At 71.6% G+C, this 26092-nt stretch carries 29 protein-coding genes; 11 read left to right on the top strand and 18 right to left on the bottom strand.

Features of this window, described 5'->3' with window-relative positions; genetic code table 11:
- Window positions 1-93 precede the first annotated feature (93 nt).
- On the top strand, window positions 94-1452 hold the full coding sequence (locus DEJ00_RS13375; RefSeq protein WP_111057678.1) for a cation:dicarboxylate symporter family transporter: 1359 nt from the start codon (window positions 94-96) through the stop codon (window positions 1450-1452).
- Window positions 1453-1467: 15 nt separating this feature from the next.
- On the opposite strand, the gene DEJ00_RS13380 is transcribed toward DEJ00_RS13375, so the two are convergent.
- Entirely contained in the window at window positions 1468-1980 is a 513-nt protein-coding gene (locus DEJ00_RS13380) for a hypothetical protein (RefSeq protein ID WP_146247976.1), read from the bottom strand.
- A 132-nt stretch (window positions 1981-2112) separates the two neighbouring features.
- Between DEJ00_RS13380 and DEJ00_RS13385 the strand changes: the two genes are divergently transcribed.
- From DEJ00_RS13385 to DEJ00_RS13395, 3 genes are all read left to right on the top strand, one after another.
- On the top strand, window positions 2113-2955 hold the full coding sequence (locus DEJ00_RS13385) for a hypothetical protein (RefSeq protein ID WP_111057680.1): 843 nt from the start codon (window positions 2113-2115) through the stop codon (window positions 2953-2955).
- Window positions 2956-3190: 235 nt separating this feature from the next.
- Window positions 3191-3883, top strand: a complete 693-nt coding sequence (locus DEJ00_RS13390) for a FadR/GntR family transcriptional regulator (RefSeq protein ID WP_081827282.1) — start codon at window positions 3191-3193, stop codon at window positions 3881-3883.
- A 177-nt stretch (window positions 3884-4060) separates the two neighbouring features.
- Window positions 4061-5029 (top strand): amidohydrolase family protein, encoded by a 969-nt coding sequence (locus tag DEJ00_RS13395; RefSeq protein ID WP_111057681.1) that lies wholly within the window; start codon window positions 4061-4063, stop codon window positions 5027-5029.
- Window positions 5030-5117: 88 nt separating this feature from the next.
- On the opposite strand, the gene DEJ00_RS13400 is transcribed toward DEJ00_RS13395, so the two are convergent.
- From DEJ00_RS13400 to DEJ00_RS13415, 4 genes are all read right to left on the bottom strand, one after another.
- Window positions 5118-6389, bottom strand: coding sequence for a glycosyltransferase (locus DEJ00_RS13400; RefSeq protein ID WP_258373688.1), 1272 nt, complete (start codon window positions 6387-6389; stop codon window positions 5118-5120).
- A gap of 121 nt (window positions 6390-6510) precedes the next feature.
- The gene (locus tag DEJ00_RS13405; RefSeq protein WP_111057682.1) at window positions 6511-7848 is read right to left on the bottom strand and encodes an ABC transporter substrate-binding protein; all 1338 of its coding nucleotides are present in this window, start codon (window positions 7846-7848) and stop codon (window positions 6511-6513) included.
- 56 nt (window positions 7849-7904) lie between these two features.
- A complete protein-coding gene (locus DEJ00_RS13410; RefSeq protein ID WP_111057683.1) occupies window positions 7905-8735 on the bottom strand; it encodes a carbohydrate ABC transporter permease in 831 nt (276 codons plus the stop codon).
- Entirely contained in the window at window positions 8735-9712 is a 978-nt protein-coding gene (locus DEJ00_RS13415; RefSeq protein WP_111057684.1) for a carbohydrate ABC transporter permease, read from the bottom strand. The genes DEJ00_RS13410 and DEJ00_RS13415 overlap by 1 nt, the downstream gene beginning before the upstream one ends.
- 241 nt (window positions 9713-9953) lie before the next feature.
- On the opposite strand from DEJ00_RS13415, the gene DEJ00_RS13420 reads away from it, so the two are divergent.
- Window positions 9954-10835: an inositol monophosphatase gene (locus DEJ00_RS13420; RefSeq protein WP_111057685.1), complete on the top strand. Its 882-nt coding sequence runs from the start codon at window positions 9954-9956 to the stop codon at window positions 10833-10835.
- Between the two features lie 76 nt (window positions 10836-10911).
- Here DEJ00_RS13420 and DEJ00_RS13425 read toward each other — a convergent pair whose 3' ends face one another.
- From DEJ00_RS13425 to DEJ00_RS13435, 3 genes are all read right to left on the bottom strand, one after another.
- Window positions 10912-11931 (bottom strand): LacI family DNA-binding transcriptional regulator, encoded by a 1020-nt coding sequence (locus DEJ00_RS13425; RefSeq protein WP_181440188.1) that lies wholly within the window; start codon window positions 11929-11931, stop codon window positions 10912-10914.
- Between the two features lie 2 nt (window positions 11932-11933).
- Window positions 11934-12584 carry a heme utilization protein gene (locus tag DEJ00_RS13430; RefSeq protein ID WP_111057686.1) on the bottom strand — a complete coding sequence of 217 codons (651 nt, stop codon included), beginning with the start codon at window positions 12582-12584 and terminating at the stop codon, window positions 11934-11936.
- A 158-nt stretch (window positions 12585-12742) separates the two neighbouring features.
- Complete coding sequence (locus DEJ00_RS13435; RefSeq protein ID WP_111057687.1) at window positions 12743-13207, bottom strand: DUF2231 domain-containing protein; 465 nt, start codon at window positions 13205-13207, stop codon at window positions 12743-12745.
- A gap of 124 nt (window positions 13208-13331) precedes the next feature.
- On the opposite strand from DEJ00_RS13435, the gene DEJ00_RS13440 reads away from it, so the two are divergent.
- Genes DEJ00_RS13440 through DEJ00_RS13450 form a run of 3 tightly spaced genes read left to right on the top strand, consistent with a single transcriptional unit; the run spans window position 13332 to window position 16097 of the window.
- On the top strand, window positions 13332-14051 hold the full coding sequence (locus DEJ00_RS13440; protein ID WP_111057688.1) for a VIT family protein: 720 nt from the start codon (window positions 13332-13334) through the stop codon (window positions 14049-14051).
- A gap of 1 nt (window position 14052) precedes the next feature.
- The gene (locus tag DEJ00_RS13445) at window positions 14053-14736 is read left to right on the top strand and encodes a response regulator transcription factor (protein ID WP_111057689.1); all 684 of its coding nucleotides are present in this window, start codon (window positions 14053-14055) and stop codon (window positions 14734-14736) included.
- A 50-nt stretch (window positions 14737-14786) separates the two neighbouring features.
- The gene (locus DEJ00_RS13450; RefSeq protein ID WP_146247977.1) at window positions 14787-16097 is read left to right on the top strand and encodes a HAMP domain-containing sensor histidine kinase; all 1311 of its coding nucleotides are present in this window, start codon (window positions 14787-14789) and stop codon (window positions 16095-16097) included.
- Between the two features lie 99 nt (window positions 16098-16196).
- Here the strand turns inward: DEJ00_RS13450 and DEJ00_RS13455 are convergent, their stop codons facing one another.
- The 4 genes from DEJ00_RS13455 to DEJ00_RS13470 form a co-directional block, all read right to left on the bottom strand.
- Window positions 16197-17216: a LacI family DNA-binding transcriptional regulator gene (locus DEJ00_RS13455; RefSeq protein WP_111057691.1), complete on the bottom strand. Its 1020-nt coding sequence runs from the start codon at window positions 17214-17216 to the stop codon at window positions 16197-16199.
- 132 nt (window positions 17217-17348) lie between these two features.
- Entirely contained in the window at window positions 17349-18443 is a 1095-nt protein-coding gene (locus DEJ00_RS13460) for a tyrosine-protein phosphatase (RefSeq protein ID WP_111057692.1), read from the bottom strand.
- A 169-nt stretch (window positions 18444-18612) separates the two neighbouring features.
- Window positions 18613-19428: a trypsin-like serine protease gene (locus DEJ00_RS13465; protein WP_111057693.1), complete on the bottom strand. Its 816-nt coding sequence runs from the start codon at window positions 19426-19428 to the stop codon at window positions 18613-18615.
- A 3-nt stretch (window positions 19429-19431) separates the two neighbouring features.
- Window positions 19432-19929 carry a hypothetical protein gene (locus DEJ00_RS13470; RefSeq protein ID WP_111057694.1) on the bottom strand — a complete coding sequence of 166 codons (498 nt, stop codon included), beginning with the start codon at window positions 19927-19929 and terminating at the stop codon, window positions 19432-19434.
- 185 nt (window positions 19930-20114) lie between these two features.
- Between DEJ00_RS13470 and DEJ00_RS13475 the strand changes: the two genes are divergently transcribed.
- A complete protein-coding gene (locus DEJ00_RS13475) occupies window positions 20115-20768 on the top strand; it encodes a TetR family transcriptional regulator (protein WP_111057695.1) in 654 nt (217 codons plus the stop codon).
- Between the two features lie 45 nt (window positions 20769-20813).
- Here DEJ00_RS13475 and DEJ00_RS13480 read toward each other — a convergent pair whose 3' ends face one another.
- A complete protein-coding gene (locus tag DEJ00_RS13480; protein ID WP_111057696.1) occupies window positions 20814-21341 on the bottom strand; it encodes a hypothetical protein in 528 nt (175 codons plus the stop codon).
- Window positions 21342-21471: 130 nt separating this feature from the next.
- Window positions 21472-21978 (bottom strand): hypothetical protein, encoded by a 507-nt coding sequence (locus DEJ00_RS13485; protein ID WP_181440189.1) that lies wholly within the window; start codon window positions 21976-21978, stop codon window positions 21472-21474.
- 133 nt (window positions 21979-22111) lie between these two features.
- Here DEJ00_RS13485 and DEJ00_RS13495 point away from each other — a divergent pair, with 133 nt between their 5' ends.
- Together DEJ00_RS13495 and DEJ00_RS13500 are read left to right on the top strand one after the other, a co-directional pair.
- Window positions 22112-22483: a tRNA-dihydrouridine synthase gene (locus DEJ00_RS13495; protein ID WP_152377983.1), complete on the top strand. Its 372-nt coding sequence runs from the start codon at window positions 22112-22114 to the stop codon at window positions 22481-22483.
- The gene (locus DEJ00_RS13500; protein WP_111057699.1) at window positions 22483-23787 is read left to right on the top strand and encodes a glutathionylspermidine synthase family protein; all 1305 of its coding nucleotides are present in this window, start codon (window positions 22483-22485) and stop codon (window positions 23785-23787) included. Before DEJ00_RS13495 ends, DEJ00_RS13500 begins: the two co-directional genes overlap by 1 nt.
- Before the next feature lie 6 nt (window positions 23788-23793).
- On the opposite strand, the gene arr is transcribed toward DEJ00_RS13500, so the two are convergent.
- Genes arr through DEJ00_RS13520 form a run of 4 tightly spaced genes read right to left on the bottom strand, consistent with a single transcriptional unit; the run spans window position 23794 to window position 26039 of the window.
- The gene (gene arr, locus DEJ00_RS13505) at window positions 23794-24216 is read right to left on the bottom strand and encodes an NAD(+)--rifampin ADP-ribosyltransferase (protein WP_111057700.1); all 423 of its coding nucleotides are present in this window, start codon (window positions 24214-24216) and stop codon (window positions 23794-23796) included.
- A 20-nt stretch (window positions 24217-24236) separates the two neighbouring features.
- Entirely contained in the window at window positions 24237-24629 is a 393-nt protein-coding gene (locus DEJ00_RS13510; protein WP_111057701.1) for a hypothetical protein, read from the bottom strand.
- On the bottom strand, window positions 24626-25198 hold the full coding sequence (locus DEJ00_RS13515) for a TetR/AcrR family transcriptional regulator (protein WP_111057702.1): 573 nt from the start codon (window positions 25196-25198) through the stop codon (window positions 24626-24628). Before DEJ00_RS13515 ends, DEJ00_RS13510 begins: the two co-directional genes overlap by 4 nt.
- Window positions 25191-26039: an alpha/beta fold hydrolase gene (locus DEJ00_RS13520; protein WP_111057703.1), complete on the bottom strand. Its 849-nt coding sequence runs from the start codon at window positions 26037-26039 to the stop codon at window positions 25191-25193. Before DEJ00_RS13520 ends, DEJ00_RS13515 begins: the two co-directional genes overlap by 8 nt.
- Window positions 26040-26092 lie beyond the last annotated feature (53 nt).

Raw genomic sequence — 26092 nt, forward strand, 5'->3', positions numbered from 1 at the left:
TGGGCGTGCGGCCCTGTTTCGGTGGGCGTGCGGCGCGGCAGGTGGGAACAGACTCGCAACGTCGTCGAAACACGCGCGCGGTGGGGTGGATGCATGGACGTCACCACCACGGATCGTGCTCCCGCCCGCTGGTACCACTCGCTGTTCGTGCAGATCGCGATCGGGGTGGCCCTCGGCATCGCCGTCGGGGTCTGCTTCCCCGCGGCGGCGCCGGTGCTGAACGTGGTGGGGCAGGGGTTCATCCGGCTGATCGAGATGGTGATCGCGCCGCTCGTGTTCATCGTCGTGGTGACGGGCATCGTGCACGTCGGCGACCTGCGCTCCGTGGGACGGATCGCCGGCAAGGCGATGGTCTACTTCCTGCTCGCGTCGTCGTGCGCGCTCGTGTTCGGCCTGCTGGTCGGCAACCTCGTGCGCCCCGGGGCCGGGCTGCGGATCGACCCGTCGTCGCTCGACGCCTCCGCCGTGGCGGCGAAGACCGCCGGCGGCACGGCTCCGGACGCGGGGACCTTCATCCTCGACCTCATCCCGTCGAGCGTCGTGAACGCGTTCGCGACCAACGACATCCTGCAGGTGCTCGTGTTCGCGGTGTTCGTCGGCGCGGCGATCGCCGCGATCGGCAGAGACCGTGCGCGGCCGCTCGTGCGGGGCCTCGACCTGTGCCTCGAGGTCGTCTACCGCATCCTGGGCTGGGTGATGCGTCTGTCGCCGCTCGGTGCGTTCGGGGCGATGTCGTACGTGGTCGGGCAGTACGGCATCGACACCCTGGGGTCGTACGGGCTGCTGATCGCCGCCTGCTACGGCGCAGCGGCGGTGTTCATCGTGGCGCTGCTCGTCGGCGGACGGCTGCTGTCCGGGGTGCCGATCTGGCGGTTCGTCTGGCACACCCGCGCCGAGTTCGGGCTGGCCCTGGGCACCGCGTCGACCGAGGCCGTGCTGCCGCGGATGATCACCCGGCTCACCGAGGTCGGCGTCTCACGGAGCGTCGCCGGGCTCGTCGTGCCGACGGGCTACTCGTTCAACCTCGACGGGGCGGCGATCTACCTGTCGATCTCGCTGCTGTTCCTGACCCAGGCGTTCGGGGTGCCGCTGACGCTCGAGCAGCAGGTCGCCGCACTCGGGGTGCTGCTGCTGACGTCGAAGGGCATGGCCGGGGTGCCGGGCTCGTCGTTCCTGGCGCTGTCCGCGACGGCGACGAGCCTCGGGCTGTTCCCGGTCGCGGGCGTCGCGCTGCTGCTCGGTGCCGACCGGATCATGGACGCGATGCGGGTGAGCGTCAACCTGCTCGGCAACTGCGTCGCGACGCTCGTGGTGGCGCGGTGGCAGGGCGAGCTCGACCGTGAGCGGGTGGACGCGGTGCTGCGGCCCGGGCGCGTGGTGCGGCCGTCGTCGGAGGCGGAGCCTGCTGCGGGTGCTGCGGGTGCAGCCGCGGTGTCGGCGCCGGTTCGCTGAGGGGTCGGGGCGCGGTCAGCGTTCGAGAACGGCGCGCTGCTGGTCGTACTGCTGGCGGGTCCGGTGGCCGCCCATCTTGCGGACGACGGCGCCCGAGGGGTCACGCGTGATTCGCCACCAGATCGCGGTGCAGAGCGCGTCGACCGGCAGGGCCGTGCCGAGTCCGACCAGGAGCTGCCGACCGAGGTCCGTGCGCCACGGCAGCCCCGAGACCTCGAGCGCGGTCACGACGAGCAGGCACACCACGATGGTGATCGGGCTGAGCCAGAGCTTCCGCACGGTGCGTTGACGTGCCACGTCGATCTCCGCCAGCTGCGCCAACGGCAGCGTCGATCCGACGTGCTCGCGCGGCTCGCCACCGACGATGACGGCGGCAGGGCCGGGGGTGGTCGCTGTGTCGTCCGCGTCCGTGGCGGGTCGCCACACCACGTCGTCCAGGTGCACCAGGTCGTCGTCGATGCGGAACCAGCCGCCTTCGAAGCCGTCGGCAGCGGCGTCGGGATCGGCGCGAGGCGTGGTCGTGGTCACGTCGATCATCTTGGCAGGAACAGGCGCCGCTGGGGCACCACCGCTTCGGGGGTGGGGCGGAGGCGTCGCCCGCGGGCCCGGGGCGCGTTCTGCTGGGCGGATGGTCCCGACACCACGGGGGCGGGGGCCGGCATGGGCACGGAACAGCAGGACTGGCGTGACCAGGGGACGGGCCCGACGACGGGGCGAGGGAACGCGATCGCCATCGCACTCGTGCTGCCGGTGCTGCTCGTCGTGAGCTGGGCGGTCCAGATCGGGGCGTACATGGCGCGCGACTTCGGGTCGATGGACGACCGGCTCGGAGCAGGGGGCGTGCTGACGCGGCTGGTCATCGGCGCCGTGCTCGCCGTGGGGATCCCCGTGGTGGTGCTCGTCGTGCAGGTCCGGGCTCGCCGGCGTAAACCGCGCCACTCACTGGTCGCCGTCGTCGCGGCGATCGTCGTGCTGGTCATCGCCGTGCCGTGGAACGGCCTGGTCCTGACGTCACAGGTGCGGAGCATGGCCGCCGACGCCCAGCAGTGGGCGCAGCCGGCGACCGCCGCCGAGCGGCACTTCGCCGACGGTGACGCCCGGGCCACGCTCGAGCGGATCGGGGACCGCACGGTGCGGATCCTCGGCGGCGACCGGAAGTCCGCCTACCGCGATGGCGAGCGAGCCGGTGGTGCGTACAGCGAGGACTGCCAGCTGTCGAACGCCCACCAGGGCGTGCGGTGGATGTACTGGTACGACCCGGGGGAGTACACCGACGAGCAGGGCAACGAGCTCCTGCCCGAGGACCACACCGTGATCGAGGGTGCGAACCGCGACGTGGACGGAGTCCGGGAGTACTGGGCGTCCGAGGGCATCGACGCGCGGTCGGAAGAGGACATGGTCCCCGACCAGATCGCGCCGACCGCCGACTGGCTCGCGAGCGGCTCGTCGTACTCACGGCCCGGTCCGGACGTCGACTTCCGCACGATCTGCCTGGTGCGCTGAAGGTACGCGCCGTGGTGGGGTCGCCTGGCAGGTGGGCCGTTGGGTCCTTTGACCTCCGCCCGTCTGGGCACGCTCGACGCATGGCCCGCCAGATACTCGACGGTGGTGAGGACGGCGACCGGGGCCCTGTGGCGGTCCTGACCGCGATCTGACTCCGCACTTCGGGTCCGTTCAGCAACCTTGCTGGGCAAGCGACGGGGCGTAACCTACCAATTGTTGGACATTTGGAGGACTCATGTCGCCACTCAGCCGGCTCCCACGATCCGGAACGCTTGCGGAACAGGCCGCTGATCGACTCCGTGCATCCATCACCGATGGTGTGTGGCCGGTTGGGACACGCGTCCCTGCGGAGCACGACCTCGTCGAGCAGCTCGGTGTGAGCCGGAACACCGTACGCGAGGCGCTTCGTGGACTCGTCCACACCGGTCTCCTCGAGGCGAGGGTGGGGGATGGAACCTACGTGATCGCGACCAGCGAGCTGCGGTCGGCCATCTCCCGGCGTTCTGCGACGTCAACGCCGGACGAGGTGATGGAACTCCGCGCGGTCCTCGAGGAACACGCTGCGGCCCTCGCCGCCCGACGTGCTGTCCCGGAGGACATCGCCACGCTTCGCGCACTCCTGGCCGTAGCGACTGGTGAGCGGGTTGACATGGAACGCATCGCCGCTGCGGACAGACGATTCCACCGAGAGGTTGCCCGGATCAGCGGTAATGGACTTCTCGCAGATCTCCATGAACATCTCGGAGCAGCCGTCAGTGAGGTCGTCGGGGGGCTCGAGGCCGACGATCGAATCGCTGATGAGCATGCTGCGCTCCATGATCGGCTCGTCGACAGCATCGAAGCGCACGACGAAGCCGGAGCGCGCCTGGCGGCCGTCGAGATCGTCGCCGTGGTCCGCCGAGTCGGCGGACCCTCGAACATCGATTGATGACGCTGGTGCCTCACCGGGTCACGATCCGCCGATGAACCACCCCTGACTCGACGCTCTTGCGTCGACAATGACCGGTCACTGCTTCACGGACCGCCGTACCGGGCCACCGAGCCCGGTCCTCTCCGCGCCCAGAACGGGCGCAAGTGCACCACCGCACCACGAAGGAACCCGACCATGAAGTTCATCGGACTCGAAGAACACATGATGCCCGCTGAGATCTTCGACGCCGCCGGCGCCGACGGTCACGCAATGATGGATCAGCCGTACCTCGACGGCCTCAACGACCTGACCGACGGCGGCGTAGCCCGCATCCAGCGGATGGACACCGCCGGCATCGACGTCCAGGTGCTCTCCTCCGTCGCACAGTTCGTGCAGGTCCTGCCCCCGCACCAGTCCGCCGAGCTCTCCCGGCGCCTCAACAACACCATGGCGAAGGTGGTCGACAACCACCCTGACCGGTTCAAGTTCTTCGCCACCCTCCCGATCTCCGACCCGAAGGCTGCCGTCGCAGAGCTCCGTCGCGCCGTCGAGGAGCAGGGCGCCGTCGGCACGATGATCCACGGGCAGACCAACGGCGTCTTCCTCGACGACCCCTCCATGCGGCCGATCCTCGCCGAAGTCGAACGTCTCGGCGTCCCGATCTACCTCCACCCCGGCTTCCCGCCCATCGAGGTCTTCAAGGCCTACTATTCGGGCCTCGACCCGTATGTCGCGACCATGCTCTCCACGGGTGGATGGGGATGGCACGCGGAGAACGGTATGCACATCCTCCGGATGGTCTCGAACCTGGTCTTCGAGCGGTTCCCGGACCTGCAGATGGTCGTGGGCCACATGGGCGAGAACCTGCCGTTCTCCCTCGCGCGCGCGGACGAGTGGCTCACCCCGCGTATCAAGGGACTGACCGGGACCGTCGCGGAACAGGTACGCGATCACCTCCACATCACCATCTCCGCCTACACGACGGTTCCGCCGCTCCTGTGCGCGCTCGAGGTGTTCGGCATCGACCGGATCCTGTTCGCCGTCGACTACCCGTTCGGCGACTCCGCAACTCACACGAGCTTCATCGAGAACGCACCCCTCAGCCCGGCCGACAAGCGGAAGATCGCGCACGGCAACGCTGAAGCCCTGTTGACGCGACTCTGAACCGACCCGTCGGCAGCTGGACCGAGTGGCAGCCGCGAGGAGGTGGGGTCCCTCGCGGCTCGTCCTGCCCCTGACGGGCCGCTTGAGATCAGCTCGTCGGCGGACGTCGCCGTGCAGAATCGGGTGTGGCGGACGATGTTCGAGCATGCTCGTCACCGCGGGCCGGTGTCCAGCCGACCAGGCGCTCGACGGCGGCCAGGACGACGGCCGGGGGTTCGCCTGTCGCGATCTCGGTCTGGATCCGTCCGGCCGCGGAGCGGAACTCGGGCTCGGTCAGGAGTCGCGATGCGGTGGTGCGGATGTCCTCCGGGGTTGCCGTCGCGGCATCGAGGACGAGTCCGGCGCCCAGGGCCTCGACGCAGCCGCCGTTCGGCAGTTGGTCCGCGCCGAGCGGCAGGACCAGCAGGGGTACCCCGTGCGCGAGCGCGCCGGTCACCGATCCGGATCCGCCGTGGTTCACCACGAGGTCCACGAGCCCGAGCACCGTGTCCTGTGGGACGTACTGCTCGACCCGGATCGCTCCCGGGCCCGCCGGCACCGGGAAGGTCGTCGGATCGACCCAGGGTCCGGTGGTCACGAGAATCCGCGCAGGCAGGGCCGCGAGCGCGTCGATGAGCCGGGCGAACAGGTCGCCGGACTTCGTGTTGAACTCGGTGCCGAGCGTGACGTAGATGCGGGGACCATCGCCGGCGGCCAGCCACGCCGCGGCATCCGACGAGTGTGACGACCAGGTGTCCGGCCGCATCCGGATCACCGGGCCACGCAGCTCGTGCCCGGATCGCATCGACGCCGGGAACGGGACGACGGTGAGTGCGCCGCCGAGCATCTGCTGCTGCGGGTCGGGCCCGAGTCCCGCGCGTCGGCGGAGCGCCTCGAGCGGCTCCCGCACCGCGTCGCGCCAGGTCCCACCGGCCGAGGCGAAGGCCAGGACCACCACGCACGGCACCCCGGCACGTTCGGCGGCGGTCATGGCACCGAAGTCGAACTCCCCGCAGACCACGAGGTCAGCCGACCACCGAGTGACCAGCCGTCCGACGTCGACGACGGCCCCGGCGGCCGCGTCCCCCAGGAAGACCTGGGGGACGCGGGTGAGCACCGCACTCGGATCGATCGGGGTCAGGGTGCCGGTGCCCGGCCTGCTCGCCGGCAGCTCCACGTCCCGCGGCTGCCGGTGCGAGAACCCGGTCTGTTCGAGGACGGCCTCGCGTGCGCCGCTCAGTGCGGTCCGGTGTCCGGCTGCGCTGGGCGCGCGGGCGAGTGGCAGCATCGGCGCGAGGTGTCCCCGCCCCCGTGGGAACGAGAACACGATGCGCAGGGACTCCGGAGCCCCGTAGCCGGGCCGGCCGTTCGCAGCAGACACCACAGGGCTCCGATCGTCCGTGCGGGCTCCCTGCCCGCTTCGTCAGACAACCGTATGGCGAACGGCGGTCGCGCTCCATGAACCCTTGGTCAGCCTCGACGGGGCGTGCACCCGGAGTTGGTCACTTGCCAGCGGCCTCGTTGTAGGACTCGATCTGCTTGCCGGCCTGCTGTTCGGCGTCCTTCATGGTCGATTCGACGTCGGCACCCTCGACGATCCGGTTGAAGGCGCCGATGACGGTGGCGCGCACCGTCGGGAACGCGCCGGTGATGCAGCCGGCAGCGGCGACGCTCGTGGGGTCGTCGGCGAGCTGCTGGTACATCGTGGCGATGTTCGGGTCGGACAGGGAACGCTTGCCCACGGTGGTGTCCTGGGCGTCGGTGTTCATCGCGACGTAGCCGGTCGCCTTCGCCCACTCGGCCTGCACGTCCGGCGTCTGGAGCCACTTGGCGAACGTGTACGACGCCTGCTGCTCGGCGGACGAGTGGCCCTTGCCGGAGATCCACAGCGCGTTGCCGCCGATGACCTGCCCGGCGTCGTCGGAGGCCGACGTGGTGGGGAACCGGGCGACGACGGACTTCGAGCCGTCCGGGTCGACCGTCGTGTAGGCGCCGGAGGAGGTCAGCAGCATCCCGACCTTGTCGCTCGAGAACGCCGAGTTCTGCACGGTCGAGTCGGTGCCGGGGTTCAGGGCGGCGCCGTCCTGGTAGAGCTTCTGCAGCGTGGTCATGAACTGCACCTGGCTGTCCGAGGTGAGCGAGACGCCGGTGACCGGCTTGCCCTTCCGCCCGTTCTCCGGCGTGCAGAACGCCTGACCGCCCGAGGCGGTGAGCTCCTCGAGCATCCACGAGTCGCCCATGTTCATGCTCATGCCGTAGCCACCGGTCGCGGCGTGGATCTTCTCGGCCCAGGTCGCGACCTGCGCCAGCGTCTTCGGCGGTTTCGTGGCGTCGAGGCCGGCCTTCGCGACGAGCGCCTTGTTCAGGTAGAGCACGGGCATCGAGACCGAGAACGGCATCGCCGCGAGTTGCTTGCCGTCGCTGTAGTAGGTCGCGGCGGCCGGTGCGATCGTGTCGGTACCCGACTTCGATCCACTGAGCGTCGCGGGGGACACCGTCTGGCCGGAGTCGATCATGAAGCCGGTCGACACGTCGTTCATCATGAGCAGGTCCGGCGTCGAGCCGGACTGCACCGCCGCCGTGTACTTCGTCTGGACGGCCGCGTAGTCCCCCTGGAACGACGACTTGACGGTGATGTGCTTGTCGTTCTCCTTGTTGAAGCGGGCGACGAGCGCGTCGAGCTCGGTCGCGGGCGGCCCGGACATGGCGTGCCAGAAGTCGACGGTGACGGGGCCGGAGCTGTCCGATGCGGAGCTCGACGTGGAGCACCCGGTCAGGGCGAGGACCGCGACGGCGCCGGTGGCGAGTGCGGTGAGGGTGATGGAGCGACGTGCGGGCATGGTGCGTCCTTCGGGTGTGGGGCGGGCGGGGGTCGGGGAGGGGAGCGGACGTGTCGTCACTTGAGCGCGCCGGCGGTGAGGCCACCGGCGAGGAACCGCTGGGCGACGAGGACCAGGACCAGGACGGGGAGGGTCACCATGGCTGCACCGGCGAGGACCACGCCGATGTCGGCGGCCTCGGCGTCGGACAGCTGGGCGATGCCGACCTGCACGGTGCGGTGCTCCGGCGAGTTCGTGACGAGGAGCGGCCAGAAGAACCCGTTCCAGGCGGCCGTCGCACTCACCAGGGTGACCGAGACGAGCGTCGGGCGGGTGAGCGGCAGGAGCATGGACCGGATGAACCGGAAGTGTCCGGCGCCGTCGAGCACCGCGGCTTCGCGCAGCTCGTCGGGGAAGCTCAGGAACGCCTGGCGGAACAGGAAGATCGTCAGCGCCGAGGCCACGAACGGCAGGAAGACGACCAGGAGCGTGTCGATGAGGTGCCAGGACGCGACGGTCAGGTAGTTCGCGATCAGCGTTGTCTCGCCGGGGATCATCATGCTGGCGAGCAGGACGAGGAACAGGGCGCGGGTGCCCCGGAGTCGACAGAACACCAGGGCGTAGGCGGTGATGATGCCGATGACGACCTGCAGCACCGTCTGGGCGAGGGTGACGATGACGCTGTTCAGGAACTGCTGCCCGAGCGGGACGACCTGCGTGGCCCGGACGATGTTGTCGAGCGTCAGGTGGATCGGCACGAGACCGGCGAGTCCCTGGTCCAGGTACCGGGTCGGGGTGAGCGCGCCCTCGAACACGTAGTAGAGCGGGAAGCAGACGACGACGACCGCGATGACGAGCCAGGCGTAGACGAAGACGCTCCGGAGTCGGCGTGCGGTGACGGGGCGCATCAGTAGTTCACCCGCTTCTCGAGCACGCCGAACTGCACCAGCGACAACCCGAGGACGAGCAGGAACAGCACGACCCCGAGCGCGGAGGCGAGGCCGAAGTTCGCGCTGCCGGACCCGAACGCCTGCTGGTAGATCGCGTAGACGAGGGTCTTCGACGAGTCGGCCGGACCGCCGCCGGTGAGGATCTGGATCTGCCCGAAGGTCGTGAGTGCCTCGACCGTGCCGGTCACGACGACGAAGAAGAGCGTCGGCGTGACGAGCGGCAGGGAGATCGACCAGAGTGTCCGCACGGGCCCGGCACCGTCCAGGTGCGCCGCCTCGATGACGTCCTGGTCGATGGCGCCGAACGCTCCGAGCAGGAGCAGCACGGTGAACCCGAGCGACCCCCAGATCGTCACGACGATGACGCTCGCCAGGGCCCACTGCGTGCTCGTCAGGAACGGGACGGGCGCGCCGCCGAACTGGGTGATCACCGTGTTCAGCAGCCCGTTGCCGGGTGCGAGCATCGCCGCGAACGCGACGGACCCCGCTGACACGGACACGACCATGGGCGCCGTCAGGAGTGCGCGGAAGACCGGCAGGCCGCGGAGCTTCACGGTCAGGGGAATCACCACGAGCAGACCGAACACGATCCGGCCGACGACCACGCCGACGCAGAAGACCGCGGTGGTCAGCATCGTCCGTCCGAACGCGGGGTCGGTGAACGTGCGGACGTAGTTCTGCAGCCCCACCGAGCCTGCCGGCTGACCGAAGATGTCGGTGCCCTGGGTGCTGAGGACCAGGACGCGGCCGAGCGGGTAGAAGACGAAGACCGCGAACGCGAGCAGCGCCGGGGCGAGGAGCACCAGACCGAGTCGGCGGTCCGAGCGCAACGAGGACCGCGTCGTCCGGGTCGTCCGGGGTGGCCGCCGCGACTGCGGCGACCCTGCGGCACGCGGGGGACCGGCGACCAGGCCGGACCTGACGGGGACCGTCATGGGGCGGACTCCTCCGAGTAGGGAACGTTCCCTAACCGGGAACGACTCCACTGTGCGGCGGGGGTCGAAGACCGGTCAAGGCACGTCGACCACCCGCCGTCACCCGTTCACGCCGCGTTCAACCCCTCCGCCGATCGGCTGCCGACGTTCACCGCCGCACGCCGCGCGTTCACCTCGGGTTCGGTCCGTCGACCGGCGTGGTTCGCCGTCCAGGAGCCTCGACGTCGTAGAACCGGAGACCATGCGAACCGTTCCTGCTCCCCAGACACTCCGGGCGATCGCCGAGGAGGCCGCGCGCACCGTCGCGCCCGACCTGCTCGCCGTGTTCCGCGCCCCGATGACGATCAGCACGAAGCGCGACGCGCACGACGTGGTGACCCTGCACGACCGCGCGGCGGAAGAGGCGATCACGGCGGTGCTCACCGCAGCCGTGCCCGGCTCCGTCGTCCTCGGCGAGGAAACCGGCACCACCGGCAGTACCGGCACCACCGGGGACACCGACGGCACCGGGGACACCGGCAGCACCGATGACCCCGTGGTGCGGTGGATCGTGGACCCGATCGACGGCACCGCGAACTTCGCCCGCGGACTCGCGTACTGGTGCATCTCGATCGCGGCCGAGGTCGACGGCGAGGTCGTCGCCGGGGTGGTCTTCGACCCGGTCGCGGACCACGTGTTCGCGGCGGACGACGACGGCGCCTGGCTCGACGGCGCCCCGATGCACTCGTCGTCGGGGCCGGATGACGCAGCGACGGTCCTGACGAGCTTCCCGGTGCAGCAGGACCTCGACCTGCTCGGCGAGGCCGCGGCGTTCGACCTGCTCCGGGACCTGACGCTCCGGTACCGCCACCACCACAGCCTCGGCAGCGGTGCCCTCAACCTGGTGCACGTCGCCGCCGGGTGGTCGGACGCCACGATGGGCTTCGCCACGCACCCGTGGGACGTCGCCGCTGGAGCCCTGGTGCTCGAGCGCGCCGGCGGGTGGTTCCGGGGCTTCCGTCGGGGCGAAGTCGTCGACCGCGCACACCTGGCGGACGACTACGTCGCCGCCGGTGCCGGAGGATCGCACGCCGAGCTGGTGCGCCGGGTGCAGGAGCTGTCGGCCACGACCGCCGCCGACTGAGCCGCCGACCGGGCCGCCAGTCGGCCCGCTCGTCGGTCTGCCCCGCCGACTTACCCGGCGCGGGTGTCGCGAGCGGTCAGCCGAGCGGGTGCCCGGCGACCGCCCGCGCGGTGGACCCACGCGGCAGCAGGCGTGTCGGGAGCACCTCGTGCCGGTCGCCGCGGCGACCCCGGAGCCGCTCGACCACGAGCTCGACCGCCCGCGCGCCCATCCGGACGCGCGGCTGGTCGACACTCGTCAGGTCGAGCCGTTCGCCGAGACCGGTGCCGTCGAACCCGGTCACCGCCGCCATCCGGGGGAGCGCGAGCCCCGCGCCGTCGGCGATCGACACGAGCCGCGCCGCGGTCGCGTCGTTCGTCGCGACGAACGCCGTGACCCCGTCACCGAGGTGCCGCGCGATCCGTGCCGGGTCCGCCGCCAGGGCCTCGACGTCGTCGACGCGGTGCTCGCCCGGTGCGCCGAGCTGCCCGGTGACCGCGGCGTGCGCGACGGCACGACGGGTCGTCGACGGGTGGCCGGACTCCGCCACGAAGCACGTGCGTCGGTGCCCGAGGGCGGCGAGGTGGAGCACCAGTGCCCGCATGCCCGACTCCTCGTCGGCACACACGGTGTCGAGTCCGAGACCGGCGAGCGCCGACCCGCTCGATCCGAGGACCGCGACCGGCAGGTCGCGCGCGACCGCCGCGAGCCGTGCCGGGGCGAGCCGACTGCTCAGGACCGCGACCCCGAGCACACCGTCGGCCGATCCGCGGGAGGTGTGCAGGGCCTCCAGGCCGTCGGCCAACCGGGCAGGGTCACGGAACCCGTCCACGACCCGGAGCGCGAACCCGAGGGTCTGCGCGGTCGCGCGTGCGCTCCGGAGTGCTTCGTCGTGGAACGGGTTCGCGGCTTCGGTGACGACCACCCCGAGGACGAGCGGCGCGCCCTGCGCGCGTCGCCGGGCGAGCGAACCGACCGGGAGGCCCAGCTCGTCCGCCGTCCGCACTGCGAGTTCCCGACGTGGTCGGGACACACCGTCGTCGCCCCGCAGGGCGAGTGACACGAGCGATCGCGAGATGGCACACCGCTCGGCGACGTCGCGGAGGGTCGCGGCCACGGTCAGGCGAGCTTCCAGGTGTGGACGTGCTCCCAGGTCATCGTCTGCCACCAGCGACCGGACCAGTCCGGGCTCGCGGTGCGGTAGAGCACGACGGTGTCGCCGCGGAACCCGGTCGGCACGTCGACGTCGAGCTCGCGGATGAACGCGCCGACCTCGTCGTGCAGGTCCGGTCGGCCGTACAGGTCGTGCGAGGCGAGCGAGAGGTGCGCGCGGTACTGCTCCGGGTCGTAGTCGTTCGCCAGCGGGACCTGCATCGGCTGCCGGAACGGGGCGACCACGGCCTCGATGTCGGCGGCGAGCCGGACGAAGTCGTCGTTGTGCGAGCCGTCCGGTCGGGTCGCGACGTCGTAGACGAACCCGATGCCCTGTTCTCGGATGCCGGCGTTGTGCACGTCGAACCCCGGTCGGCCGTCGAGCAGCGCCGAGACGGCCGCGATGACCTGGTCCTCGTGGCTGCCGAACGGCTGGCTGCCGACGAGTGTGGCGTGCGGCGGGAAGGCGCCGGCCGACAGCAGGCCGTACTGCGCGCGGAGCTGATCGGTGACGACCGTGACGGCTCGGCAGGTGCGGGCGTCCGGGCGCAGGTAGATGCCGTGGCGGTACGGGTCGCTCGGGTCGCGCGGCAGCTTGGCGGTGACGTTCTGGGGCATGGGTCCGTCCGTGGTCGATGGATGGGGAACGTTCCCGATGATCGGGAACGTTCCCCATGATCGACCGGACGGGTCCGGATCTCACCCGTCGGTCCGTGACGGGACGGTGAACGATGGGTGTCGGCGGCGCCGAGCAGGTGCCGTCCCGGTCCGTGCGGTCAGCCCTTCCAGACGGACGCGGCGCCCGCGTGTCCGATGACGATGACCTCGATCATCGACACGACGCCGGCGGCGAGCAGCAGCACGGGCCCCACGACCGCGACCGCGCGCAGCGCCCCGCCACTCGTCACCCGGTCGGTCGCGAACCTGTGCCAGGCCCACCACAGCAGCAGGAGCGCGAAGACCGCGATCGACCACGGCAGGAGGCCGTCGGCGAGTTCGGTGTGCCGTTCGAGCAGTGCGCTCTCGCGCTCTCGGTGCTCGAGCCACTCGCCCGAGGACGTCGCCAGGGGGACCGAGACGAGGGCGACGAGGCCGATGATCGGTGCGCCGACTGCGAGCCACCGTCGTGCCGCGGGCCACACCGCGACCACGATCGCGGTCAACGACGCGACCGGGACGGCGACCGCGGTCAGGTGGACGAAGAGAGGGTGGAGCGGTATCCCGCCGAACTGCCAGTCCATGACGGCCTTTCACGTCGAGCGCCCGACGGTGCAGGCGCGGTTCGACCAGACAACAGGATCCGGCGGCTCGGATCGTTCGAAACCTCACACGAACAGGGCGTCCCGGACATGGTTCGCTGAGACCATGAGCACCGCGGAGCCGCACGCCGGAGAAGCGCACACCGGCGACCTCGCGGCACGTCTGAACTGGCTGCGCGCCGGAGTCCTCGGCGCGAACGACGGGATCGTGTCGACGGCCTCCATCATCGTCGGCGTCGCCGGTGCCTCGTCGTCCGTTCCGGCGATCGCGACGGCCGGCATCGCGGCCCTCGTCGGCGGCGCTGTGTCGATGGCGCTCGGCGAGTACGTGTCAGTGAGCAGCCAGAAGGACAGCCAGCAGTCCCTCATCGAGCAGGAACGCCGCGAGCTGGCCGACGACCCGGCCGCCGAGCTCGAGGAGCTCACGCAGCTTTGGCAGGCCCGCGGTCTCCGACGAGCAACGGCCGAACAGGTGGCTTCGGAACTGACCGAGCGCGACGCCCTCGCCGCACACCTCACCACCGAACTCGGGATCGACGAGGACGAGGTGGTCAGCCCGTGGCACGCCGCGTTCGCATCCGCCGCAGCGTTCTCGATCGGCGCGCTCCTTCCGCTCCTGGCGATCCTCCTCTTCCCGGAGGCGATCCGGGTGCCTGCGACGTTCGTCGTCGTCCTCCTCGCGCTGGCCCTGACCGGAGCCGCGGGAGCCCGCATCGGCGGAGGCTCACTGCGCCGCGCCACCGCCCGGGTGGTCGTCGGTGGAGCCCTGGCCCTCGCGGCGACCTTCGTCATCGGGTCCCTGCTCGGCACGAGCGGGGTCGTCTGAGATGGCGAACATCCTGGTGGTGGAGGACGACCCGGAGATGGGTGCCCTCGTCGAGCGCGGCCTGACCGGTGAAGGACACGTGGTCACGGTCGTGACCGACGGCATCGCCGCACTCGTCCAGGCCCGGACCCAGTCGTTCGAGGCGGCGGCGATCGACGTCATGCTGCCCGGGATGACGGGCTTCGAGGTCTGTCGGCGGCTCCGTGAGCTCGGCCAGGACTTCCCGGTGATCCTGGTGACCGCACGGGACGCCGTCGACGACCGGGTGTTCGGGCTGGACTCCGGGGCGGATGACTACCTCACGAAGCCGTTCGCGATCACCGAGCTCAACGCGCGGATCCGGGCGCACCTGCGGCGTCGCGCCGCGGGTGGGGTGACCATCGTGGAGGCCGGGTCGGTGCGGCTCGACACCCTGGCCGTGCGTGCGTCGGTGCGCGGGCGGGACCTGCCGCTGAGCGTCAAGGAGTTCTCGTTGCTGCGGTTCCTGATCCAGGGCGCCCCTGACACGCGAACCAGAACCGAGGTGCTCGAGGAGGTCTGGGGGAGCCCCGAGCACTTCGACCCGACCATCGTCGACCAGTACGTCAGCTACCTCCGCAAGAAACTGCAGGCCTCGGGCGCTGACGTCGCGATCCGGACGGTGCGCGGCGTGGGGTACGCCCTCGAGGTCGTGTCGGCGACGTGAGGTTCCTGCGCCGTCTGTCGATCCGTGCCCGGATCACCCTCGGGAGTCTGATGGTCGGTGCAGTCGTGCTCTCCGGCGTCGCGGTCGTCCTGCACGTGCAGATCGAACGCGCGACGCTCGCGACCGACCGGTTCCTCGCCTCCGGTGACGCCGCACCCTTCGTCTCCGATCTCCGGCGTAACCCGGACGAGGCGCCGGACCGTCCAGCAGAGGACGTCCTGGTCGGGATCCGGTCGGCGTCCGGCGGATGGGTCGTGGACTCCCTGCCGCGCGACGTCCGTGCGGCGCTGCCCTCGACGGTGCCGGACGACGGCGAAACGCTGCGGCTCCACACCGCACGCCGGGTTGTGACGGTCGTCGGTGTGCCGGTGGGGAACGCCGCCGGGTCGTTCGTCGTCTGGGCCGCGCACGACGGTCGGGCCGGAGAGGAGACGGTGGCGCGGGTGGACCGGTCACTGGTCGTCGGCACGGTCTTGGCGCTGCTCGCCTTCGGCGCGACGGCGTGGTTGCTGTCGACGCTCGCCCTCCGCCCGGTGGGGCGGATGCGCCGGATCGCCGAGCACCTCAGTGCCGGGAACGGTGGTGGACACCTGCCCGTCGGGGCGTCCGACGACGAACTCGCGGCACTTGCCCGGACCCTCAACACCTTCATCGACCGGCAGCGCGAGAACACCGAGCGTGAGCGGCGGATGGTCTCCGATGCGAGCCACGAACTCCGCACGCCGCTGGCGGCACTGACCGCGCGGCTCGAACTCGCGCACCGCTCGTCCGGCGATGCCGTGGCCCTCGAACGTGCGCTGCGCGCAGCCGAGAGCGATGCCGCCCGGTTGGTCGCGCTGGCGAACGCCCTGCTCGAACTCAGTCGACTGGGTGAAGGCGGCGCCGTTCCGTCGACGCCGGTCGCTGCGCTCGTCACGGAACTCATGGGATCGATCGACCGTGCTCGCGCCGTCTCGTCCGTCGGTCTGCGCGACATCGACTTCGCCGTCCGCCTGACTGCGCCGGACGAGCACTACGGGATCGAGCCCGCGGCGTTCGCCCGGGTCGTCGACAACCTCGTGGCGAACGCGATCGCAGCGGGGGAGGACGGCGGCGTGATCCGGGTCACGCTCGAGCAGTCCGCCGACGGGCGGCTCGAGCTGCGCGTCGTCGATGACGGACCCGGCGTCCGGGACGACTTCCTCCCACAGGCCTTCGACCGCTTCACCCGGGCGGACAGTGCACGGCGTGCCGTCCTCGGCGGGAGCGGACTCGGGCTCTCCCTGGTACGAGGCATCGCGGAACGTGCCAACGGGACGGCGGACCTCCGCAACGTCCCCTCCGGGGGTGCCGTCGCCAGCGTCACGCTCCCCGCGTGCTGACCGGGTTCGCCGACCACATCGTCACTCGGACTCCGGAACGACCGAACGTCGCGGCTGAGGAGCGGGCCGGGCAGGCCCGGGGTGCGTTCTGCCCGGCGGTCAGACCCGGGCGGCGGTCCGGCCCGGTACCAGGGTGCCGTCGACCGCGTTGTGGGTCACGCCCGTCGACCGGCCGTCGATCTGGTCGACCACGTCGTCGACGGACAGACGACCGATCAGGCCGAGCGGCTGTCGCCACGAGGTGATGCCGAGCAGCTCGGTGGCGAGTGGGGCGACCCCGTCGTAGCCCGTGACCGACAGGTCGTCCGGCGCACGGAGGCCGCGGCGGCGCATCGACTCGAGCACACCGACGGCCCAGCGGTCGCTCGGTGCCATGATCGCCGTCACGCCACCGGCCCGCAGGACCTGCTCGAGGAACGAGTCGAGGTCCTCGGGGTCTGCTCCGTGGTCCTCGGAGCGGATCCGGAGCACCTCGGCGCCGCGCGCACGGAGTCGGCGCACCATCGCGTCGGTCCGCGCCGACTGCGTCAGTGACCCGGCCGGTGCGACCGTCAGCACGGCGACGCGGCGGTGTCCGAGGTCGGCGACGTGGTCGGCGAGCCCGCGTCCGCCACCGCGCTCGTCGCAGTACGCGCTGCTCACCGCATCGTTCGTCTCGGGGCGCCCGGAGACCACGGTCGGGATGCGCCGGGCGAACGGCAGGACGTCGGCGATCGGCAGGGCGCCACTGCAGACGATGAGCCCCTCGACGCGCAGGGAGACCAGGGTCTCCAACGCTCGGCGTTCCTCGCTGACCGGGAACGACCCCGCACCGGTGGCGGTGACGACGCGGTACCCGCGCGCCGCGGCCTGCAGCTGGAACGCGGTCAGCAGGTGCCCGTAGAAGGGGGTGGAGGCATCGCGGACGAACACCCCGAGCGTGTGCGTGCGGTGTGCCGACATGCCGCGGGCGTTGGCGTTCGCCACGTAGCCGAGGTCGATGGCGGCGCGCTTGACCCGCTCGGTCGTCGACGGAGCGACGCCGTACGCGCCGGCGAGGGCTCGGGAGACGACCGACTTCGACACACCGGCCAGGGCGGCGACGTCGTGGATGGTCGGGACGGCGGGGTGTCCGGTCACCGCGGGCGCCGTTGTCTGGAGGACTGCACGAGTGTCACGGTAGCCGGAGGGACGCTCGGACCGGGCGACGGTGGTGGTGAACAATTGGTCACGCCGACCGCCCGGCGCGGGCCGCGGGCGGTCGGCGTCGGGCTAGCGGTGCCGCACCGTCAGGCGGTACCCCTTGGTCGTGGTGCCGTCCTGGGCCGTCACGGTGATGTGCGCGGTCCGCCCGGAGACGTGCACGCTCGTGACCGCGTTCGGGTTCGTGGTGTGCACGTGGACGTCCGCAGCGCGCAGCGTCCGGACCGGGGCCGTGACCGTCGCGCCGTGCGACGAGGCAGCGGCGGGCAGGTGGACGCGCACGCCCGCGACCGTGATGGAGGACGCAGTGGGGTCGTTCGACACGAGGAAGCGCTCGCGCAGGGCGGCGGCCTCGTGCTTCGTCACGCCGATCGTGTCGGTCAGGTACGAGTCCATGCCGCCGTACTCGGTCGCGATGTCCTGCTCGAAGGTGCCCTGCAGCAGCTGCGGTGTGGCCCAGGTCACCCCGAGCTGCGTGTTCGAGAGCAGGTAGTCGTGCAGGGTGTCCGCGCTGTCGACGCCGAGCACCCGGTCGAGCAGGTCCACGACGGTGCCGGTGCGGTCCATGCCGTGGGAGCAGTGGATCAGGACCGTGCCGCTGGTGTGCGTGGCGAGGATCCGGAGCACCCGGCGGTACGCGGTGATCATCGACCCGGGTGTCGCCTGGTCGACCCGGCCCTTGTCGACCAGGTCGTGGTACATCGCGGTGTCGTCGCTGTAGTCGCCGTCCGCGCCGAACATCGAGATGTCGACGTGTCGTGCACCCGGGATCGCGACGTCCGGCTTCGCGGCGATCTGGGACGGCGTGCGCAGGTCGACGACGAGGTCGACGTGGTACTCGTCGGCCAGGGTCGTGGCCCCGGCCCCGGTGATCTTGTCGAGTGACTCGGAGCGGATCAGCCGCGGGGCGTTCACGGTCTGACCGGACCGGCCGCGGACTGCGGCGAGCTCACGGCCGTTGACCAGCCCGGGGACGTCGGTGATCGGGTGGTCGGCGGCGGTGAACGCCGGCTGCAGGGTGTCGTCGGCGTGGGCGGCGGGGACGGAGAACGCGGCGGAGGCGACGACGGCCAGGCCGGCGAGGGCGGTCGCGGCGACGCGGGTGGTGCGCGGGGAGTGGAGGCGTGGGGAGCGGGTGAGTGGGGAGTGGCGGCGCGGGGACACGGGGCAACCTCGATCTGATCAGGACCCTGGGGTCGTGGGGAGCCAGACGTGGTGACGTCCGGCTCCCCGCAGGATCGCGGCGAGGGTCGTCGGCGGCGTGGCGGCGAGGTGGCCGGGGCGTGTCCGGTTCATGAGGCAGCGCTCAGTCGCCCACCCGGCGGCCCGCGCCTCAGGACGCCGGGGCCAGCCGGTACCGGAACAGCTCGGTCAGCACCTGCTGGACGGGCGTGTAGAGCAGCACCGTCGAGCCCGTCGGGCTCGTCGTCGTGCTGCCCGAGATGATCCCGTACAGCCGGTTCGTGGTGCTGATCACCGGCCCGCCGGCGTCGCCCGGCTCGATGCCGGCGCCGGCGTCGGCGCGCGCGGCGGCGAGGTGCTGCGCGCCGGGACGGCTTGCTGCCGGCACACGTGTGGAGGTCCAGGAACACAGCAGCCCGCTCGACGCCCCGCTGGTGCAGAAGGGAGCGGCATCCGGTTGGCCGATGCCGGTCACGGCGGGACGTGCCAGGACCCCGCCGACCCGGTTGAACACGCGACCCGATGCCCGGGGCGTCCAGGTCGCGACGGACGGGTCGCACGACCCGGTCGCCGCCCGAGCCCGGGTGCACGCCAGGGGCGGGATGACCGCGAGTTCGAGGTCCGACTCCGCGGACTGCCAGACCACGCTGCCGACGGTCGCACCGTCGAGCTGCACGGGTGCCTGCAGCGGCGCGCAGTGCTTCGCGAGCACGACCCACCGGGTCGCCCGCTGGTACTGCGTGAACTGGCTGCGGAACCCCTTCGCGGCCAGCACGGCACCGACCGTGCAGGTGCCGCCGGGGACCCCGACCTCGGTGCCGGCGATGATCGGCGCTGCGACCCGGTCGGGGTCGCTCGTGGTGGCCGAGGCCGAAGGAGCCCAGGTGAGGGTGGCCCCGACGACGGCCGCCAGGGACACGGCGACGGCCAGGGTGTGGACGAGCGCCGGGTGCGCGTGACGGGTCACGGGTCAGCCGAGCGTGCGGGTGCCGTTGACGCGTCCGATCACCGACAGGGTGTCCGGGTCGGCGAGCCGGGCGTGCCAGTGCAGCGTCGTCGTCCCGCGCGGCAGGTCCGGGAACGCCGCGGTGAAGCGGTAGTGGCCGCTGGCGCTGACGAAGTCGTCCCCCGAGGTGACCTCGGCGATGTGCTTGTCGAACAGGCCGCGGGGCTTGCCCGGAGCGTCGTAGTAGACGATGACCAGGGTGTCGGGCTTGCCGGTCCCGGCGAAGGTGATGCCGGTGAAGCTCTTCCGGTCGGGTCCGCCGTAGGTCTTGGCGGTGAACGCCACGGCCGCAGGCTGGGCCGAGGTGTGCGTGGTGTGCGTCGTGTGGGAGATCGTGGCGGCTCCGGCCTGCGCGGGGACCAGGACGCCTGCGGCGAGCGCACCGCCGAGGGTGACGCAGGTCGCGAGCACGGTCAGTCGGCGGACCGACGGGGTGCGGTGGGTGGACGGGGTGGAACGCATGGGACTCCTCGGTTCGTGGCGGTGCGGCCGGGCGGCTCGGTGTGCGTGAACGCTAACAACGCGTCAGACGATCGTCTAGCGAAATAGTGAACCTGAGGAGATCAGAGGCATCGCCCCCGGTGTGACCGCTGCCCATGCCTGGTCAGACGTTCGTATGATGAACCAAGGCCCGACCGAGGAGTGCGATGAACCAGCGGCAGCAGGCGAAGACCAGGACCCGCGAGCAGATCATCGAGGCCGCGGCGTCCGAGTTCGCGAGCCACGGCTACGCGGGGACCTCGTTCGCGCGGGTGGCCGCCGCGATGGACCGGCCGAAGTCGGCGATCGGCTACCACGTGTTCTCGTCCAAGCACGAGCTCGCCTTCGCGGTCATCGAGCGGCAGCAGGTGCGTTGGGCGGCGATCGACTCGCGGATCAGGCAGCCCGCGGGGCTCGAGCACCTGCTCGTCATGCTGACGTCCGCCTGTTCGGACGCGATGCGGTGTTCGGTGGCGGCCGGGGCCATCCGGCTGAGTCACGAACTCCGTGGTGCGGGGGAGGTGATCCCGCGGGTCTTCACCTGGGATGACTACGTCCGTCGGCACCTGTCGGCTTCGAGCGGAGGTGTCGGCCCGGACTCCGATCCCGAGTGGGCACGTGCGGCGGACCTGGTGCTGACGTCCACCTTCGGGGTGATGTGGGCCCGGACGAGCGTGCGGCTGACGCGGGACACCGAGGGGCAGCTCCGTGACCTGTGGGCGGCGCTGTTCACCGGGCTCGGACTGCCCGGCGTGCATGCGCTGCTCGAGCGGGTGGAGCCCGTGCGGGTGGGCGGGGACCCGGGCCTGGCCGAGAACTGAGCCCGGCGGTCCCGGCATCCCTGCCGTCCCGCCGGGGCCTCCGGTCTACTTCTTCTGCTCGGTCCCGTCCGGGTTCACGACGTACCAGACGCCCTTGTCGCCCTGACCCGTCACGTCGCCGGCCTTCTTGTCCCCGGCGAAGGTGTAGATCGGCCGACCGTCGATGGTGATCTGCCGTCCGCCGTTGACGCCCTTGATGGTGCCGACCGTGCCGGTGATGCCGGACACCTTCGGCGTCGTGGTGGTCGCCTCGATCGCGGGCCACGCGGTCGCGCATCCACCGGTGCAGGTGCTCGTGCCGGAGTCCTTGACGTCGGCGTCGAAGTAGTAGGCGGTCATGCCCTTGCCGTCGACGACGACCGTGCCGAGCGACGTCGCGGCGACGGTCACGTCGACCGAGGGTGACGAGCCGGTCGTCGCGGGTGCGTCGCCCTGCGCGGCGGGGGACGGTGAGGGTGACGGTGTCGCGGACCCGGCCGTGGAACAGCCGGCGAGGCCGAGGGCCAGGAGCAGCGCGGCCCCGAGTGCGATGGACACGGGTCGGGATGACGGGGTGCGGTGGGGTGTCGACACGGGGGCTCCTCGTGGTCAGGTCTCGCCGCTGACTGCTGGCCAGACGTTCGTCTAGCGAACGTAGCCGCAGGATGGTGCGGCGGCCAGCACCCTGCGCGCCCTCTCATCGAGCGGGGCCACGGAGCAGGTGTCAGTGGTCCGTCCGCTCGACGAGGTGGACGCCCTCGACGCGGCCGATGACGGCCAGTGACGCGGGGTCGATCAGCAGGGCGCTCCACGACGCTCGGTCGGCGTCGCGGGGCAGCTCGGGCAACGCCGCAGTGAAGGCGAACCGGCCGGTCGGGCCGACGGCGCTGCTGCCCGGCTCGACCTCCGCGACGTGGACGGTCGCGACCTGGCTCTCCGGGGCGGCGTAGTGGACGACCACGACGGCGCCGGGCCTCCCCGAGCCGGCGAACCGGACGCGCACCACCCGCTCCGTGCCGACCGTCCGTGGAGACCTGATCGCGAACCGGTGCGTGCTGTTCGCCGCGGGCGGCGCGCCGAGTGCGGTGCCGAGCGCGCCGGATGCCCCCACCCCGAGCGCCTCGGGTCCCGGCGCGGTCGGCGCGGGCAGCGCGAGGGCGACCGCGAGCGCCGCGACCCCGACGGCGAGGGCGATCGGTGCCACCCGGGCCCGATCGGTGCTCCGCGACATGGTCGACCCTCTCGTGGACGGTGTGCGGCGGGTGCCGCCACCGCACACGCTACCGGTTCGCCAGACGATCGTCTGCGCTGGCCGACGTGCCGACGCGGACACCGGCTCGTGGTGAGCGGTACTGTTCCCCTTCGTGAGTGTTCGTCGCCGTGCTTCCCGTGTCGTCTCCATCGGGGTGGTCGCAGCCCTGGCAGCGTCGTTGACCGGGTGCGGCGAGGGAGCCGGCGTCGACAGCGATTACGCGAAGATCTGCCGCGACAACGCGACCGAGAAGCGTCTGCCGGACGACGACTGCAACAACCACGGCGGGCACGCCGGCTGGTACTTCCTGCCGCTCTTCGCCAACCGTGCCACGAGGGTCCCCGGCGTGGGGGACGCGGTCTCCGGCGGCACGAGCGCCCTGCCCGCCGGGAAGACCGCGAAGGCCGGCGTCTCGTCCCGTGGGAGCTCCGTCACCAAGGGCGGCTTCGGCGGAGCCGGCGGACACGGTGGGTTCGGCGGCTGATGGAGCGCATCGAGTTCCCCGAGCGTCCGGACTGGCGGCGCCGGATCCAGCAGACCGGGTTGATCTACTCGCGGTCGGTCCGCGACGACGGCACGCCCGTCGAGTACTGGAACGACACCGCCGCGTACGTCTTCACGCTGCCGGAGGTCGAGGCGCTCGAGCGGCAGACCGAGGAACTGCACCGGATGTGCCTCGAAGCCGCGCGGTACCTCGCCACCGGTGCCCTCGGCACGCTGGGCCTGACGCGAGCAGGGTTCGACCTCGCCGCCTGGTCGCTCGAGCACGATGAGCCCGACCTGTACGCGCGGTTCGACCTGGCCTACGCCGGAGACGGTTCACCCGCCAAGATGCTCGAGTACAACGGGGACACCCCGACCGGGTTGATCGAGGCATCGGTCACGCAGTGGCACTGGATGCAGGACCGGCTCGCCACCGGCGAACTCTCCGCCGAGACCGACCAGTGGAACGGCATCCACGAGGCGATGGTGGCGCGCTGGCGGACACTGCTGCACGAGTCCCTGCGCGCCGAGGACGGTGGGCGACTGTTCGTGGCGCACTCCGACCTCGACACGGCGGGCGAGGACTGGGACACCGTGGCCTACATGCGCGACCTGGCGGGGGAGGCCGGGTGGGAGCACACCGGCATCGAGATGAAGGACATCGGCTGGCACGCGACGGCCCGCCAGTTCGTCGGCGACCAGGAGCCGGCCGGTTCGTCGCGGAGCGTGTTCACGCTGCCCGGGGACGAGCCGGGGACCCAGTACCCGGTGATCCGCAACCTCTTCAAGCTGTACCCGTGGGAGGACCTCGTCTCCGGGGACGACCGGGCGCAGGGCGACGAGGAGTTCGGCGCCTTCCTGGTCAGCGACCGCGGGCGGCTCGGCCGCTGGTACGAGCCGGCGTGGAAGATGTTCCTCTCGAACAAGCTGCTGCTCGTCGCGCTCTGGCGCTTGTTCCCGGGCCACCCGAACCTGCTGCCGGCCTTCGCGGACGGTCCGAACGGCATGCGCGACTTCGTCGTGAAGCCCGTGTTCGGGCGCGAGGGCGACGGCATCGCGGTGCACCGGGCCGACGGTTCGGTCGAGACGAACGGTCGCGAGTACCGGCGCCCCGGTACCGGGGCCGAACGGGTGTGGCAGCAGTACCACGAGCTCCCGGACTTCCCGGGGTCGAACGGGCACAACCACCCGGTGCTCGGGTCGTGGGTCGTCGGCGGCGAGTCCTTCGGGGTCGGCATCCGCGAGTCCGACGGGCCGATCACGGACTACTGGTGCCGGTTCGCCCCGAACCTCATCGCGGCCTGACGTCGGTCAGTTGACGATCTCGCCGCGTTCCTCGGGCGGGAGCGCGACGAGCCGTTCCCGCCACCGGCGCAACGCCTCCGGGGTGAGCCGTGTCCACCCGGTCTCCTCGCCGACCACGCGGAGCGGGAGGGCACTGCGGTACGACCGGGTCGGGTTGCCGGGGAACTTCTTGTCGGTCACGTTCGGGTCGTCCTCGAAGGGACCGGTCGGCTCGACACGGTACACGCGCGGCTCACGGTCGCCGGGCACGAGCTCGGCCGCGAGTTCGGCCGCGAGCCCGGCTCCGTCGCGGATCGCCGTGAAGTACACGTGGTTCATCACGACGTCGGGGCGGTAGTTCGAGCGGAAACCGGGGGAGAGGAACTCCCCGGGTCGCAGGGCCGCCACGGTGCCGTGCCAGAACGGACCGGTCTCGTCTGCTGCTGCCATGGCGTCAGCCTACGAACGACTCAGCGCCCGTGTCCGACCAGCGCGCGCCACCGCGGCTGTTCCGAGACGACGACGGCGACGCACAGGACGGTGACGACGATCGCGACCGCCGTCGGCCACAGGATCCAGGCCGCAGCGACCGCCCCCACGAGGTGCGCGAGGACCGACGCGATCGTGACCGCTCCCGGCGCCGCGACCGGCGGGTCACCGCCGGGTCGGTCACCAGGGGTCCCGAACACCGCCGGCGGCACGACGAGGACCAGGACGGCGGCGATCGCGAGCACCGGCGATTGGGACCACAGTGCCCAGGGAACGGCCACCCACGCGACGAACTCCGCCAGGAACCGCAGGCCGCCACGGAGCGGGTCGTGCCCGACGGGCCTCGACGGGCGCGCCGCCGTGGATGCGGTCACCGTGTCGTCGCGGCACGGAAGCCACGATCCAGGAAGTCGACCATCCACGCGGCACTCGCATCGACGTCCGTGTCCATCTGGAACCCACCGGACGCCTCGATCGTGGCGAACCCGTGCAGGACGCTGCGGAGCACCCGGAGCGCGTGGATCTCGTCGGCCGGGTTGAGCGGGTAGTCGCGGAGCGCCGCGGCGAAGGACGCCAGGGTGCGGCCGAGAGCGACCGCCAGGGGGTCCTCGGCGCCGGTCGGACGGATGCTGACGGCCGCCTGGTACCGCGCCGGGTGCTCCTGAACGCTCCGGCGCACGGTCTGCACCGCCACCTCGAGCGCACTCCGACCGCTGCGCCCCTGCATGGCGTCGCGGAGCGCGTCACCGAGCTCGTTCGCGCCGAGGATCGCGATCCTGCGGGTGAGGTCGCCGAGTCCGTCGACGTGCTTGTACAGCGACGGTGCCTTCACCCCGAGGCGATCGGCGACGACGCTCATGCTCAGCTGGGCGAGGCCGATCTCGTCGGCCAGCGTCGCCGCGGCCTCGGTGACGGTCGCCGGGTCGAGCCCCGCCCTAGGCAACGGGACCTGCGACGGGCAGCGTGCGGGCGAGGAACGGCAGCAGCAGGGCGAGGAGCGCCGCCGGCGTCTCGGCGTGGGGGTAGTGACCGGCACCGTCGATCACGGCGAGTTCGCCGAGGCCGTCCGGCAGGTCGGCGAGGATCCGCTCGCCCTCGGCGCGGGGCTCGGCCCAGTCCGGATCGGCACTCCCCTCGACGACCAGCACGGGGCACCGGACGGCAGCCAGCTGCTCGCCGGCGTCGGCGGGTGACGTGCGGGTCATGGCGCGGAGGACCGCCATCCGCTCCGGTTGCCGCAGGGTCGTCTCGATGCGGCTGCGTTCCGTCGCCCAGTCGGCGGGCTTGGTGGGCACCGCGATGTCGAGGTACGCGAGCCAGCCGGGCAGGCTGCCGCTCGTCATGACCCGCGCGAGCTGGACGGTGCCGGCGCGGTGTCGGCGGTTGCGCAGCAGTCCGCCCAGGTCGACGTACTGCTTGCGCGTGAACGGCGCCAGTTCGACGATGCCCGCGACCAGGTCCGGGGCGGTCGCCGCGGCGATCGTTGCCGCACCGCCGCTGATGGACTGCCCGACGACCACGGCCGGGCCACCGAGGTGGCGGGCCACGGCGACGAGGTCGCGTGCGATGTCGGCGCGCTCGTAGCCGGCCCACCCGGTGCTCGAGTCGCCGCAGCCGCGGAGGTCGACGTTCGCCACCCGGTAGCCGGCCGCGACGAGCTCCGGCGCGACGAAACGGTAGGCGTGCCGGCTGTCGCCCATGCCGTGGGCGAGGACCACGAGCGGGCCTGATCCGGAGAGGTCGTAGGCGATCGTGCCGCCCTCGGTGTCCAGGTGTTCGAGCATGTCGTGGCTCCTTCGGCTACGGGTAGTAACTGAAAGGCTAATACCCGTAGCCG

It is taken from the genome of Curtobacterium sp. MCLR17_039, assembly GCF_003234745.1.
GTDB lineage: Bacteria > Actinomycetota > Actinomycetes > Actinomycetales > Microbacteriaceae > Curtobacterium > Curtobacterium flaccumfaciens.